This window comes from Mucilaginibacter sp., assembly GCF_025362475.1.
Classification (GTDB): domain Bacteria; phylum Bacteroidota; class Bacteroidia; order Sphingobacteriales; family Sphingobacteriaceae; genus Mucilaginibacter.
Map to the genome: position 1 here is coordinate 76,947 of NZ_JANYGH010000007.1, position 13,856 is coordinate 90,802.

Consider the following 13,856-nt stretch of genomic DNA (forward strand, 5'->3'; position numbering starts at 1 on the left):
TCTTTTTATATTTTTGTTTACAATCAAAAAAGATCATTACCATGAAAAAATTAGTTTTAGCCCTAACATTAACGATTGCCAGCAGCGCGGCTTTTTCGCAAAGCTTTTTAAAAAAGGTGCAAAGCGCCGCGTCGTCAAATAAAATAAGCACAGCGTCGTTGCCGTCGCTGAGCAATATAGGTGGTGTAAAAGATGCCATTATGGGCAAGCTGACACCAGCATTGGCGCTCACCGCGATTGAAAAACCTTCGGTAGCATCAACCATTACCGATTATTTGAAAAGCAAAGCCGATATTATGCCTTTGGCCAATACCGATAAAACTGCTTATGCCAGCAAATCATCAAGTTTAATCAGCGGCTTATCGGGCAAACTGAAAACCATACTTACCGTTGCGCAATACTCCAAGTTTTTAGGCCTGAAACCTAAAGCGCCAAGTGCCAGTAACGTGCTGTCGAGCCTATTTTTTTAAAGCATAGGGTAGTTGTATGCCGGTAACGATTCACCCGGTCTACGCTTCGCTGGACCACCCTCTCTTCACCTGCGGTGGAAAGAGGGTTGAAAACATTTTTTTACGAGGTTTTCAGCCACAGTGGAAATTGTCTGAACCGGAATTAATAGAATGAGAATTGCTGTTGTTTCCCTTCCCGTCAGCAGATAAGTTTCGGGCGAAAGCGGGCAGAACTTGGTGGGATAGTGCGCAGGAGGGGCATAGTGAACATTGCCGAAGGGTAGGCCTAAAGCGAACGAAGTGGAGGCAAGGTTTAACAGCCCGTGGTTCTGTCCGGTTTGCAGGGCAGAGGCCTGTGCGGCAAAGAAACCTATCTGCTGACTTGATTTTTTTGTTACTTTTGTATCAAGACAAAAGTAACAGCCCTCCCGCGGCAACTGAGCGGGCCAATGCTCTTTCATTCCCACAAAATAAATTCAGCCCCCAAACGGCCTTCCCGAGGCAACTGGCGCTGACTTTTCAGGGTGTTCGGGTCAGTACAATAGGACTGTTCGGAGGTGTTCGGCTACTGATTTCTTAAAATTATAAACTACTGATAATCAGTGTATTTTTATTTCGACTAAAAATAATCGAACGCTTAATTGATTGGCTATCAATAAACTAATTTTTACCAAATCCACCAACACCTGTACACCCACCAAAAAGCGAACACCCGGTAATAATATCCATTACCATGACCCGACAAAACCCTCCTAAAATCTTGCTACATGATACTAACTACTTGCTACTAAATTTCACATCTTTGCACTATGAGCAAGTTATGGCAAAAAACCACTAATGTTAATCAACTGGTCGAGAGTTTTACCGTCGGCCGCGACCGTGAATTCGACCAGGAAATGGCCGCTTTTGATGTGCTGGGTTCCCTGGCGCATACCCGCATGCTGCAAAGCATCGGCCTGATGGATGTTGCTGATCTTGAACTTGTACAGCGCGAACTGAAAGCCATTTATGCCGATATAGAGGCAGGCAACTTCACCATCGAAGATGGGGTAGAGGACGTACACTCCCAGGTAGAGATGCTGCTTACCCAACGCATTGGCGACGCCGGTAAAAAGATCCACTCCGGCCGTTCCCGTAACGACCAGGTGCTGGTTGATCTGAAACTATTCTTCCGCCACCAGCTGCAACAGGTAGTTGAAGAAACCGAAACCTTGTTTCGCCAGCTTATAACGCTAAGCGAAAAACATAAGGATGTATTGTTACCAGGCTATACGCACCTGCAGGTAGCCATGCCATCATCATTTGGCCTCTGGTTTGGCGCCTATGCCGAAAGCCTCTCCGATGACCTGGAACTGGTGCTGGCGGCGTATAAGATCACCAATAAGAACCCTCTGGGTTCGGCAGCCGGCTATGGCTCGTCGTTCCCCCTTAACCGTACCCTAACCACCGAGTTATTGGGTTTTGATAGTCTTAATTATAATGTTGTATACGCCCAGATGGGCAGAGGTAAAACCGAGCGTATTATAGCGCAGGCGCTCTCATCTATAGCCGCCACCCTTGCCAAAATGGCTATGGACCAGGCGTTATACCTGAGCCAGAACTTTGCCTTTGTAAGCTATCCTGATACGCTGACCACAGGCAGCAGTATTATGCCCCATAAAAAGAACCCCGATGTTTGGGAAATTATGCGTGGTAAATGCAACCGCCTGCAGGCCCTGCCAACAGATGTAGCCATGATGACCACTAACCTGCCATCGGGCTATCATCGCGAGCTGCAATTACTTAAAGAACTCCTATTCCCCGCCTTTGCCGATTTGAAGAGCTGCCTGCATATGGCCACCTTTATGCTGCAAAACATTACGGTGAATACCGATATATTAAAGGATCCTAAATATGCCTACCTCTTCAGTGTAGAGGAAGTGAATCGCATGGTGCTCAGCGGCACGCCGTTCCGCGATGCCTACAAACAAGTGGGCCTGGCCATTGAGCAAGGCGACTTTAACCCAGATAAAACCGTTAACCATACCCACGAAGGCAGTATAGGTAACCTGGGCAATGAACATATCACTGCCGCATTTAACAAACTGTTATCAAACTTTGATTTTGGAAAAGTTGAAGGAGCGATAAAGGGGCTGGTAGGGAAATAAATCACAACATATGAACGGACAGAACAGAAGTGACATATACCCGGGGCTTGAAGTAGATATCATCCTGAAAAAAGATCAGCGTAACGGCACCCTTACCCGGGGAATAGTAAAAAGGTTGTTAACCAGCGCAACCTACCATTCCCGTGGAATTAAGGTTCAGCTGGATGATGGGCAGGTTGGCCGTGTGGCCTGGATTGTGGAAGAGGAGGATTAAATTTTCTATAGTTCATCAATTCTACATAATTCATCTCCATATTTACATTTATACTTACCATAGTATAAACCTATATGCCTGCAAGCCTTCAAAAAAAATCGAAGTTATGGTTACGGATAGATGCTCATCACCGTTTACTTGTTTCCTTGTGTCTAGGCGCAGGTACATTATTTTTTTCCTGGGGACGGTTTAGCGCACCAGCCCTGGTATTGGTTACCTGGATTGGTTTTGCCTTAATGATTATTTTGATGGACTGGGTAATTATCCTTTCCTCTCATCCTATGGAGATTCGCAGGATAGCGAAGATTGAAGACTCCAGCCGTACCTTGATATTCTTGTTTGTTATAATAGCATCCTTAATTAGTATGCTGGCTATTTTCTTCTTGCTAAAATCCTCCAAACAGTTGTCACCCGCGGTAGTAACTGGTCACGTTTTACTGGGGATGGCATCGGTAATTGTATCATGGGTACTTGTGCATACTATTTTTACGCTGCGCTACGCGCACATGTTTTATGCCACTGATCCCGATGACGATAACAAGAAAAAACCTTTAGGAGGCCTTGAGTTTCCCGGCGATGAAAAGGAGCCGGATTACCTTGATTTTGTATATTTTTCCTTTGTTATCGGGATGACGTTCCAGGTATCTGATGTGGAGATCTCGTCGCGTAAGATCCGTCGCCTGGCCTGGATACATGGTATGATCTCCTTTGCTTTCAACACTGCCATCGTGGCGCTAAGCATCAACGTTATATCGGGCCTGGTTTCAAATTAAAACAAGCTGCTTTGTGCTTCAATAAATTGAGGCCGTTTCAATTGCATGCCTAATTCTTGGTTAAGTTTTTCTACCACATAATCGGCAAGTCTCGGTGAAAATTCCTCTTCGTGCTGGTGCATTAAAAACCATACCGATCTTAAACCCAATTGTTGCCAGATTTTGATCCGTGAAACCCATTCGTCTACACGGGCATAGTCAGAAGGATGCAGGCCATTACCTACAAAGCGGATAAACGCGTGGGGTGTAGGCAAGGTCATGTGTACCACATCACGGCGTCCGGTAGCATCGGTTATTACCGCGCCAATATTAAGATCATGAAGAAGTTGAAATACCTTGTCCCGGTTTTCAGCTACAGAAAACCATTCTTTGTGCCGAAGCTCAACAAAAACCGGCACATCCTTGGGTAAAGTTTCCAGGTAGGCTTTCAATTCCGGGAAGCTTTTAGGCGTATAATTATCGCTCAGCTGCAAAAACAAAGGTCCCAGTTTTTCGCCAAATGCCAAAATGCCTTCATAATAGCTTGTGGTGATCTCATCCGCATTTTTTAGCCTTTTAATGTGGCTGATGCTTTGCGAAAACTTGGGGCAAAACTTAAAATCGGGGTTGCTATCGGCTTTGGCTTTCCATTTACCAATAGTATCCGCCCCGTAAACATTATAAAATGTGGCGTTCAGTTCAATACAATCAAAATGCTTTACATATTCATCCAAAAAATTAGCCTCTTTGGTTTTAGGTGGATAAATCTGCCCCACCCATTCTTTACGGCCCCACTTGGCACAACCCACATGTACCTTTAAAGGTTCATTGCTTTTGGAAGCTTTTAGTGTGCTAAGCGTTGATTCTGTATCAGGCGGCAATGTAAAAAATGTAAAATCTGTTACAGCTAATTCTTCGGGAGATACACGGCCAAATTCCATGGTTTGTTGGTTTAATTATATTGCGCTAAGTTGCAAAAAAGACAGTCAATTTTTAAAATTCTGATTCAAGCAAAATTATCCTAATAAATCAACCTTAAACAAAGGCTTAACCCTTTTTTTGCTGACCTGCTCATAGGCATATCCCAATTTAATAATATCCCCCTCTTTGTAAGCAGTGCTAAAGAATGACAGGCCAATGGGCAAGCCCTGCACTAAACCCATAGGCACAGTGATATGCGGATAGCCCGCCATAGCTGCCGGGCCAGAAAACGAGAAGCCATTATCATAATCGCCATTCACAAGGTCGATGCAGACAGCGGGGCCATTGGTTGGGCCGATGATGGCATCCAGCTTATTATCAGTGAGAATTTTATCAATAGCTTTGCGGGTACCGATGTTGGTTTGTTTTACAGCGTCCAGATATTCTTTACTGTTCAAACCACCTTTGGCTTGTGCAAGTTCCAGCGTTTCCTGCTTAAAAAAGGGCATGGCTTTGGCCTCGTTCTGCTTGTTAAAGGCAATTACATCTGCAAGAGTTTTAACTTTCCCATTGGCTGTACTTAAATACTGGTTAAGGCCGTCTTTAAATTCATACAACAACACGTTAAATTCATTTTTGCCAATTTCTTTCAACTCTTTGTTCAGCTCTATTTCAACCACTGTAGCGCCCTTGCTTTCCAGGGTTTTAATGGCATCTTTAAGTAAAGCTACCATGCCGGCGTTGCCTTCCAATGCCGATTTTTCAACCCCGAGACGTTTACCATGAAGGCCGTCGGCATCCAAAAATTTAGTGTAGTCTGTTTCAGCTTTTCCCTTGCTGCCAATAGTAAAGCTATCCTGTGCATCTATACCCGCTAATGCTCCCAGGAATATGGCGGCATCTTTAACGGTGCGGGCCATTGGTCCGGCGGTATCCTGGGTTTTAGAGATGGGGATAATCCCCGTCCGGCTCCACAAACCTACAGTAGGTTTAATGCCCACCAATCCGTTCACGGATGATGGCGATACTATTGATCCATCTGTTTCGGTACCGATGGCTATGGTGCATAAATTGGCTGCAACCGCCGATCCTGATCCGGCGCTTGAGCCACTGGGGTTACGATCAAGAATATATGGGCATTTGGTTTGCCCGCCCCGGCTGCTCCATGCACTGGTAGAGTGCGTGGACCGGAAGTTGGCCCATTCGCTCAAATTGGTTTTTCCCAATAACACGGCACCGGCTTCGCGCAGTTTATGTACTATAAAGGCATCCTGTTTGGCAAAATTATCGCCCAGCGCCAATGAACCGGCGGTAGTATGCATATTATCGCCGGTGTTGATGTTGTCTTTTATCAGTACCGGTATGCCATGCATCGGGCCGCGTACTTTGCCTTGTGAGCGCTCTTTATCCATGGCATCGGCCATACTGAGGGCATCCTTATTAATCTCGATAACCGAGTTAAGTTTTGGGCCATTCTTATCAATTTCATCAATACGTTTCAGGTAAAGCTCGGTTAACAGGCGCGAAGTGTACTGCTTGGATTTCATTTTTTCCTGCAAATCCGTTATCGTAGCCTCCGAAAGTTCAAACAGGTCATCTTTACTGTCGGTTGCCGTAGTATCCGTTTTTTTATTATCGGTAGATGGCTGGCTGCATGATGCAGCAATCAAAGTTGATATGGTTAAACCTGCTAATGAGCCTGTTTTAATGAAATTTCTTCTGTGCATAACCGGGTTTTGAAAAAGCTTCTACAAATAACAAAATATTTAGCTAATTAAAAACTATCAGTCTAAAAATGTTACAACATATAATGGCGGTATTAACTGCTGATAGAGTCAGATTTTAACATATTATAATGCGATTATTACAAATCGGCATTTATAAATTTTCATTATTTACATTGTCTCATCTAAATATAAAATGATGAGGCTTCTTTTAATTATTCTATTGGTTTTGGCCATTACTACGGCAACATTTGCTCAAAACTTAAGCCCCGTAGCCCGTAATGGCGCGTTAAAGGTGCAGGATGGTAAATTGGTAAACCAGCAGGGGATTGCGCCACAGCTGCGGGGTATTAGCCTTTCATGGAGTTTGTGGCAGGGGCGTAAATATTATAACCCGGGGGTAGTTAGCTGGCTTGCCGGTGATTTCAAAATCTCTATGCTCAGGGTGGCAATGGGTGTTGAGCCCGATGGCGGTTATTTACAACAGCCCGATGAGCAGCAAAAATTGGTAACAGATGCGGTGGACCAGGCTATAAGGGAGGGTATTTATGTACTGATAGACTGGCACGACCATCATGCCAACCAACATTTAAGAGATTCGAAAGAGTTTTTTAAGCAGATGGCAAAAAAGTATGGCGATGTACCCAATGTAATTTATGAGATATGGAACGAGCCGGCAAAAACCGATTGGAAAACTGTTAAAGATTATGCCATGCAGGTAATCCCCATTATTCGTAAATACGATAAAAATAATGTAATTGTGGTGGGCAGCCCCAATTGGGATCAGGATGTGGATATAGCCGCTGCCGATCCGATTAACGGTTTTAGTAATATTGCTTACTCCTTTCATTTTTACGCCAGCGACAACTATCACCAGGAAGCATTGCGCGCGAAGGCAGATAAAGCTATAAAACTTGGGTTGCCACTCATCATCACCGAATGGGGCGTTGGCGAAGCTAGCGGCGACGGTGAATTTAATATGCAAAAAACTCAAATCTGGCTAAAATGGATGGAAGATAACCAGCTCAGCTGGGCCAATTGGAACATTACAGATAAACACGAAACCACGGCCATTTTACAAAAAGATGCTCCCATATATGGCGGCTGGACTGATGCTAATTTAACACCTGCTGGCGCGTATATCAGGAATGTGTTAAGGGAGTTGAATAAATAAATGACTTCATTATAGGATATGGCGCAACCATTACATGAATTTAAAGCAGGTGGCTTTGTATAAATTGCATTACAAATACTTAAGCAGATTAGTTTTGGGTATATTCATGCTCAGGAATGTACTTTGCTTTTTTATTGATGATGATGCCCAGATGTCCGATCAAAATGTTGCTCCCCGCTGTTTTAATGGCATTGTTATTTGGCTGCAACCGCGGTAAAAAGATTTTTAAAAGCGATTGTAATGATGATTATTCGCCGGTTTACAAGCGTATTGCTTTTACAGAGCTGGTAAATCACCTTAAAAAATACGATAGGCAATACGTGGAAGTCACCGGCAAATATGTTGAGGCACCAGAGCAGTCGGCTTTATTTAATGATAGCCTTTTTGCAGATCATTCAATTACGCAAGCCATCTGGATAGATTTTAACCCTGATTGCCCGCTTTATTTAGAGGGTACACGAATAGGCCTGTTTCAATATAATGACGGTCAGTTTATCCAGATAAATGACAAACATGTCACCATAAAGGGGAGAGTTGATGCTCATGATACCGGCCATTTAAACCAATATAAAGGTGCGATAGAAAGAATAAGTTATATCGCTTTATAACGCTAAACAAGCTAAGTAATTAAATCGTCAGCTTTAAGCCATCATAGGCCAAATGGATATTTGGAGGGAGCTCTTTTGTAATATCCTCATGCTTACCCAAGCGGTGACTAATATGTGTGAGGTAAGTTTGTTCGGCGCCTATTTCCTGTGAAAAGGCAACAGCTTCGGCAAGTGTAAAATGCGAGATATGGGTTTGTTTCTGCAGTGCGTTTATTACCAATATTTTACTTCCTCTTATTTTTTCCTTTTCTGCTTCTGATATAGTTTTAGCATCAGTGATATAGGTAAAATCATTTACCCTGAAGCCCATTACCGGGAGCAGGTAGTGTAACACCTCAACCGGCGTAAATGTTACGCTGCCGATAGAAAATGGATTTAAACCTATAGGATGTACGGTTACCTGCGGAACTCCGGGATAACCATTGCCATCAAAAATATAAGGAAATTCGCGGATAAGCGCCCGCTGCACGCGGAAATCGGCATAAACATCAATCGGTGTGTTTTGGCGGTAATTGAAGGCACGGATATCATCCATACCGGCAATATGGTCTTTATGTTCATGCGTAAATACAATAGCATCAAGATGCTTTACACCGGCGCGCAGCATTTGGTACCTGAAATCCGGCCCGGAATCAATAACGATGGTCTTATCTTCGGCTTCAATTAAAACAGAAGTACGCAGGCGATTATCGTAAGGGTTTGCAGAGGTACAAACCTCGCATTCGCAGGCAATAACAGGTACGCCCTGTGAAGTTCCGGTTCCTAAAAATGTTATGGTCACAGTTGCAGTTTTGTTTGTTTAATATCTTGCAAAAATGCAATCTGTTTTTCGTCAAGCAGTTTAAAATCTACTTCCAGCTCGCGCAAAAGTTCAACAAGAGCTAATATTTTGCTTTCCAGATTCGAGAAACGGTTAACTATTACCATCCGGCTATTGAGTAACAGGCAGGCGCCTGTTTTAAAGTTCCCTTTTTCATACCGCACCCGGTAACCTGCTGCTTTAAGCAGCATCTCCAGTTTTTCGAGGGTGTGGTTAGTAGGAGGAAGCATTATTTCAAAAATAGTAAATTAAGTGTAATTGCAGATTCATTTTTAGATATCGCGATGGTTGTTATCAATAATCAATATCCCTATATTTATTAACCAATTATAAGCCCAATATCACAATGAAAAAACTCATTCTGTTTGTTGTAGCCATTGCTGCATGTTTAGCAAGTTATGCTCAGCAAACTAAAACCTATGCCGAAAAACTTGGCTGGCCCCAAGGAGCACGCGTAATTATTTTGCATGTAGACGATGCGGGCATGTCGCACGAATCAAACGATGGAGTAGAGACAGCTATTGATAAGGGCGTAGCAACATCAACCAGCGTGATGATGCCTTGCGCCTGGGTACCCGATTTTAAAAAATACCTGGATAAACATCCCGGTACAGACGCCGGCTTACATTTAACTCTAACATCTGAGTGGGATAACTATCGCTGGGGGCCATTAGCCGGTAAAGCCGCGGTACCCGGCCTTACCGATAAGCAAGGTTGTTTATGGCCATCTGTTGTGGAGGTGTATTTCAAGGCATCGGCAGATGAGGTTGATAAAGAGATAAGGGCGCAGCTGGATAGAGCTTTGAGTATGGGCTTTGTGCCTACGCACCTCGACTCGCACATGGGTACGCTCTTCGCCAAGCCATCTTATATGGAAAAGTATATTAAACTGGGTATCGAAAAACAGATCCCGGTTATGTTTCCCGGTGGAGATGACCTGTTTTATCGCGCAGAAGCAAAAGCCGCTACCATCGCCGATTTGAAAAAGCAAGGTAAATACACTGAAGGAATGGTTATTGCCGAGCCTGCTGCCTTAGCGCAAGCTAAAGAAGTTGGCGCCATGATCTGGAAGGGTGGTTTGCCTGTTTTGGATGATCTGCATAATTCAAGTTATGATTGGCAAATGCCTGATATTGATAAGATGACGGATACCCAAATTCAAAAATGGTACACTGATCATTACATTGAAAGCATCAGGCGTTTATCGCCGGGATTAACTATGGTAATCATGCATTGCACCAATCCAACGCCAAATTTTAGCTATATATCTGATACAGGCAAAAAACGCAAAGGTGATCTGCTGGCCATGACCGACCCACGTTTAAAAGCATTTTTAAAACAACAAGGATTTATTTTAACTACCTGGCGCGAAGTAATGGAACGGAGGATTAAAGCAGGGGATATTGAATAGTGTATCTGAACCGGGATTAAACAGATTTTTTGGATTATCGGATTTTAAAACTTGTATTTTTCTGAAATGGGTTTAATAAAAGAATCAGGGAAATCTGAAGAATCTGTTTAATCCCGGTTCAGACAAATAATCTGCACATGTAAAATCTGCACATCTGCACATCAAGTATTAGTTCTGTATCAGTTTATATCTGCCAGATTTGATGAGTTTTTGTTGTTCGGCGGTAAATGAGGTTCGGCCGCCAAAATCCTGTACCCAGTACGTTTTATATTCGGCTATGCCAACCTCCTTAAAGTCGCGGTTCATGAGGTTTTTGCAATGGCCTTCGCTTTTAAGCCATCCATCCATTACTTCGGCTATACTTTGCTGTCCCTGGGCAATGTTTTCGCCTATGGCGAAGCTTTTAAAGCCTTTAAATTTATATCCTGCAGAAACTACTCTATCCTCCATGCTGCGGCCATCTTTGCTGGTATGGCTAAAATAACTGCTTCTTGCCATATCTTTTGCATGGCCTGTAGCGGCATCAAATAGTTTATTGTTCCAGGTGAGGGGTGGGGCCGGCGGAAAGTAAGTATTGCCGCAATTACAGCCTTTACTGCGGGCTGCATTTATACGGGCTAAAAATTCACTTTTAAACGGCTCGCTTTGCCCGTAGGCGGTTCCAAACGATAATGATATAGTAAGTATGCAAATTACTTTTGCAATTAAATTCCTCATATGGTGTATGACAAATTAAATGAAACGAGGTTTAATTTTCAATAGTATGGCGGGCTGCACTTATTATTTGCGTTTCCTGAGCCGGAGGCGCCAGCGACCACGTTTTTTACCTCGCCAGTAATAAACCATAACAGCTATGGCCATTAGGGCAAGGGCGATAATAAGCGTTATAAAGAGACTGTATGCCTTGCCGAGCTGAGTTTGGGCCCTCTTTTGTAAGTCGAGGTATATACTTTTTTTTTGACGATGATTGAATCTTGTTTTTTTATCTGTACCGAGTCCTTTTTATTTATAAGTGCAAGGCGGTCTTCCTCGGCCTTGTGTAAGATGCTATCATCCAAAAACTCGTGCCTTTTTATCGCGATAGTGGCTTTTTCATAATCTTTCATATGCCGGTACAAAGCCGCATAACCTACCTGTACGGTCGATTCATTTTTAGGATCAATATTTTTAACTGCAAGTTTAAGGGCCTCGTTCAAATCGCGCATGGCCAGGGTATAGTCCTTAATGTCGGTTTTTATGGCCGATAGTTCAATTAAGGAGGCTATTATATTTGGTACATCGTTCTTTAATCGCGATATGGTATTTGATTGCAAAATAAACCATTTAGCCTGGCTGTATTTGCGTTGCGAACGGTAAATTTTCGACAGGTTATTATAACATGTACGTAAGCCCAATGTATCATTAAAGCGTGAATAGCTATGCAGCGCCAGCATGGTATAGTTTAAAGCTTCGCCCTGGTAATAATACCTTACGTGCCTGTTTAAAACAGTATCATAATTTAAATATTGAGCAGCTATCTGGGTGTATATAGGTCCTTTTAACGAATCGCTGGTGAGTTGTAGTTTTTGTTTCAAACTATCAAGGTCACTGGCAGATGCAGATAATTTTGATCCGGCTAAAAGGATGAAGATGAGACAGGTAAAAAGTTTTTTCATATAGGGGCTATCGAATACCAATATATTTTGAATATTGAATAGTCAAATAGTGTGCCTGTTTTATCAAATACTTTGTACTAAATAATACACGGTGGATAGAAACGACGAATACGGGGTGGAAACGGCGGTTTTTAAGAAAAAGTGCAGGGCCAGGATTATAAAGCGCAATCTCTCTGCTTTAATTGCGCGTTATAAGTAGTATAGTAAACAGTACAGTTATTACTCAATAGCAGTACTAAACAATAACCTGCTCGTACCGGCTTATGAAATGCTGTAGTGGCTTAAACCTTGAAAGTATGAAATTGAACAGCGTAATACCGATGCTGGCGCAGATGATACCTGCTAATACATCAAGCACATAATGATGACTTGCATATACCGCGGTAAACCAAATACCAAGCATTACAATTGCAAAAAAAACATTAACAATGCCCAGGCGGTTTTTAATGCCATAATATAAAACAATTACCGGGTATGATGAATGTAAGGATGGCATTGCCGCAAAAACATTTGAGCCTTTAGCGTAGATAGATTTAAATATACCCGCGTTAAAATAAGCATCAAACTTTGCCAGGCCGGCAGTATTGCCTTGTGTTAGTGGATGAAAAAGTAACCCATGATATTGCACATACCATGGCGGAGCAGCCGGGAAAGTATAATATATAACAAAGCCCAGTAAATTTACCAGCACAAACGTAAGCGAGAATTTAAGAAACTGCCTTTTGTTTTTAAAAAACAGGAAGGCTGCAAAAGCAAGTGGTACCGGAATCCAGCATAAATAAAATATACCTGCAGCCACATCAATAAATGTATTGCCATTTACCCGCCAGTATTCGTTGGGTGTTAACAGGTTGCCTTTGTATTGAATGCCAAATAAATGCTTCTCGAAATTGTAAATATCGGCTATGTGTACAGCGTTGAACTTATAGTTTGGAAAGGCTTTCATATAATCAAATATGATCCAGTATACAATGAATATACTAAAGCCAAGGATAAACTTGCGGGTAACTGCCGAAGCGTAAAAAAGAGAATTGAATATTAAAACCAATACCAATTCATCGGTTTTGTAACCTATTAAAAAGTAGGAGAGTATTAAATAACCTAATGAAATCAGCGAAACAACAAGTACAGTTTTGGTATTGATTGTTACACCAGTGTGTGCCGTGTTATTCACCTTATTTTTTTAAGAATCCTGAACGGAATATTTTATCCCACAGTGGTGAACTTACACCGTAACCCCTATCGGGATCCTGGTAATGATGTAACATGTGGTGCTGTTTAATTTTTTTAAATAAGCCGCTTTTAAAGTTAAAATGATGCATAGCGTAATGCGATATATCATAAAACAGGTAGCCTAATATAAAACCAGGGAAAAAGCCGAAAACATGGTTTACAGGCAATATCGCCTTAAATAAAAAGTAAAAACCTGTAGCTAAAGGGATACTAAGCGATGGTGGCAATACCAGGCGTTTGGCATCGCTGGGGTAATCATGATGCACACCGTGCATGATAAAATGCAGTCTTTTTGCCCAATCCCAGTTTTCGTTTGGTTTAAGATGGAATACAAAACGGTGCATAATGTACTCCGTAATGGTCCACACAAATAAACCTAAAATAAATAGCGCAATGTATGTTAATATATCAATGCCCTTATCAAAAGAAAGGTATGTTGAGTATATAATAACGGGTACAAAAATATACAGGGGCACAGTATAATGCACCTTTGATAAACCCTCTAAAAAGTCGCTTTTAAACATCCTCACAGACTCTTGTGAGTTTGATACATAATTCTTTTTCATAGCATATCAGGTTTAAAATGTTTAATGATTTGTCTGCCTGTTATTTTATTTTTTAGTTGAATGTATTAGCCGGAACTAATCATTTATCCGGTTAAATTTTAATAAACATTTACCCAAAGTAAACGCAATTATTTAATTGTCGCGAAGATATGATATTTTGCTCAGCTCTGAAGCCTGAAGTG

The 13,856-nt window shown here is 42.2% G+C and carries 16 protein-coding genes; 7 read left to right on the forward strand and 9 right to left on the reverse strand.

Features of this window, described 5'->3' with window-relative positions; all coding sequences use genetic code 11:
• Nucleotides 1–41: 41 nt before the first annotated feature.
• Entirely contained in the window at nt 42–470 is a 429-nt protein-coding gene (locus Q0R88_RS03520; RefSeq protein WP_295712328.1) for a hypothetical protein, read from the forward strand.
• Nucleotides 471–535: 65 nt separating this feature from the next.
• Here Q0R88_RS03520 and Q0R88_RS03525 read toward each other — a convergent pair whose 3' ends face one another.
• Nucleotides 536–910 (reverse strand): hypothetical protein, encoded by a 375-nt coding sequence (locus tag Q0R88_RS03525; protein ID WP_295712332.1) that lies wholly within the window; start codon nt 908–910, stop codon nt 536–538.
• A gap of 348 nt (nt 911–1,258) precedes the next feature.
• On the opposite strand from Q0R88_RS03525, the gene argH reads away from it, so the two are divergent.
• The 3 genes from argH (at nt 1,259) to Q0R88_RS03540 (ending at nt 3,583) form a co-directional block, all read left to right on the forward strand.
• Nucleotides 1,259–2,596, forward strand: coding sequence for an argininosuccinate lyase (gene argH / locus Q0R88_RS03530; RefSeq protein WP_295712335.1), 1,338 nt, complete (start codon nt 1,259–1,261; stop codon nt 2,594–2,596).
• A gap of 10 nt (nt 2,597–2,606) precedes the next feature.
• A complete protein-coding gene (locus Q0R88_RS03535) occupies nt 2,607–2,810 on the forward strand; it encodes a YwbE family protein (RefSeq protein WP_295712337.1) in 204 nt (67 codons plus the stop codon).
• A gap of 74 nt (nt 2,811–2,884) precedes the next feature.
• Nucleotides 2,885–3,583, forward strand: coding sequence for a DUF1345 domain-containing protein (locus tag Q0R88_RS03540; protein WP_295712340.1), 699 nt, complete (start codon nt 2,885–2,887; stop codon nt 3,581–3,583).
• Here Q0R88_RS03540 and Q0R88_RS03545 read toward each other — a convergent pair.
• Together Q0R88_RS03545 and Q0R88_RS03550 are read right to left on the reverse strand one after the other, a co-directional pair.
• The gene (locus Q0R88_RS03545) at nt 3,580–4,503 is read right to left on the reverse strand and encodes a DUF72 domain-containing protein (RefSeq protein WP_295712343.1); all 924 of its coding nucleotides are present in this window, start codon (nt 4,501–4,503) and stop codon (nt 3,580–3,582) included. The two genes, Q0R88_RS03540 and Q0R88_RS03545, sit on opposite strands and share 4 nt — an antisense overlap.
• A 75-nt stretch (nt 4,504–4,578) precedes the next feature.
• Complete coding sequence (locus Q0R88_RS03550; RefSeq protein WP_295712345.1) at nt 4,579–6,210, reverse strand: amidase; 1,632 nt, start codon at nt 6,208–6,210, stop codon at nt 4,579–4,581.
• A 193-nt stretch (nt 6,211–6,403) separates the two neighbouring features.
• On the opposite strand from Q0R88_RS03550, the gene Q0R88_RS03555 reads away from it, so the two are divergent.
• Together Q0R88_RS03555 and Q0R88_RS03560 are read left to right on the forward strand one after the other, a co-directional pair.
• Nucleotides 6,404–7,381, forward strand: a complete 978-nt coding sequence (locus Q0R88_RS03555) for a glycoside hydrolase family 5 protein (protein ID WP_295712349.1) — start codon at nt 6,404–6,406, stop codon at nt 7,379–7,381.
• 185 nt (nt 7,382–7,566) lie between these two features.
• On the forward strand, nt 7,567–7,989 hold the full coding sequence (locus Q0R88_RS03560) for a hypothetical protein (protein WP_295712352.1): 423 nt from the start codon (nt 7,567–7,569) through the stop codon (nt 7,987–7,989).
• 19 nt (nt 7,990–8,008) lie between these two features.
• On the opposite strand, the gene Q0R88_RS03565 is transcribed toward Q0R88_RS03560, so the two are convergent.
• Both Q0R88_RS03565 and Q0R88_RS03570 read right to left on the reverse strand, forming a co-directional pair.
• Complete coding sequence (locus Q0R88_RS03565; RefSeq protein WP_295712355.1) at nt 8,009–8,770, reverse strand: MBL fold metallo-hydrolase; 762 nt, start codon at nt 8,768–8,770, stop codon at nt 8,009–8,011.
• A complete protein-coding gene (locus tag Q0R88_RS03570; RefSeq protein ID WP_295712357.1) occupies nt 8,767–9,039 on the reverse strand; it encodes a hypothetical protein in 273 nt (90 codons plus the stop codon). The genes Q0R88_RS03565 and Q0R88_RS03570 overlap by 4 nt, the downstream gene beginning before the upstream one ends.
• A 116-nt stretch (nt 9,040–9,155) precedes the next feature.
• Here Q0R88_RS03570 and Q0R88_RS03575 point away from each other — a divergent pair, with 116 nt between their 5' ends.
• Complete coding sequence (locus tag Q0R88_RS03575) at nt 9,156–10,220, forward strand: polysaccharide deacetylase family protein (protein WP_295712360.1); 1,065 nt, start codon at nt 9,156–9,158, stop codon at nt 10,218–10,220.
• A gap of 168 nt (nt 10,221–10,388) precedes the next feature.
• Here the strand turns inward: Q0R88_RS03575 and Q0R88_RS03580 are convergent, their stop codons facing one another.
• The 4 genes from Q0R88_RS03580 to Q0R88_RS03595 all read right to left on the reverse strand — a co-directional run bounded on the left by Q0R88_RS03580 (nt 10,389) and on the right by Q0R88_RS03595 (nt 13,674).
• Complete coding sequence (locus Q0R88_RS03580) at nt 10,389–10,937, reverse strand: CAP domain-containing protein (protein ID WP_295712362.1); 549 nt, start codon at nt 10,935–10,937, stop codon at nt 10,389–10,391.
• Between the two features lie 167 nt (nt 10,938–11,104).
• Nucleotides 11,105–11,875 carry a hypothetical protein gene (locus Q0R88_RS03585; protein WP_295712364.1) on the reverse strand — a complete coding sequence of 257 codons (771 nt, stop codon included), beginning with the start codon at nt 11,873–11,875 and terminating at the stop codon, nt 11,105–11,107.
• Between the two features lie 235 nt (nt 11,876–12,110).
• The gene (locus tag Q0R88_RS03590) at nt 12,111–13,049 is read right to left on the reverse strand and encodes a phosphatase PAP2 family protein (RefSeq protein WP_295712367.1); all 939 of its coding nucleotides are present in this window, start codon (nt 13,047–13,049) and stop codon (nt 12,111–12,113) included.
• A gap of 1 nt (nt 13,050) precedes the next feature.
• Nucleotides 13,051–13,674, reverse strand: a complete 624-nt coding sequence (locus tag Q0R88_RS03595) for a sterol desaturase family protein (protein WP_295712369.1) — start codon at nt 13,672–13,674, stop codon at nt 13,051–13,053.
• Between the last annotated feature and the right edge of the window lie 182 nt (nt 13,675–13,856).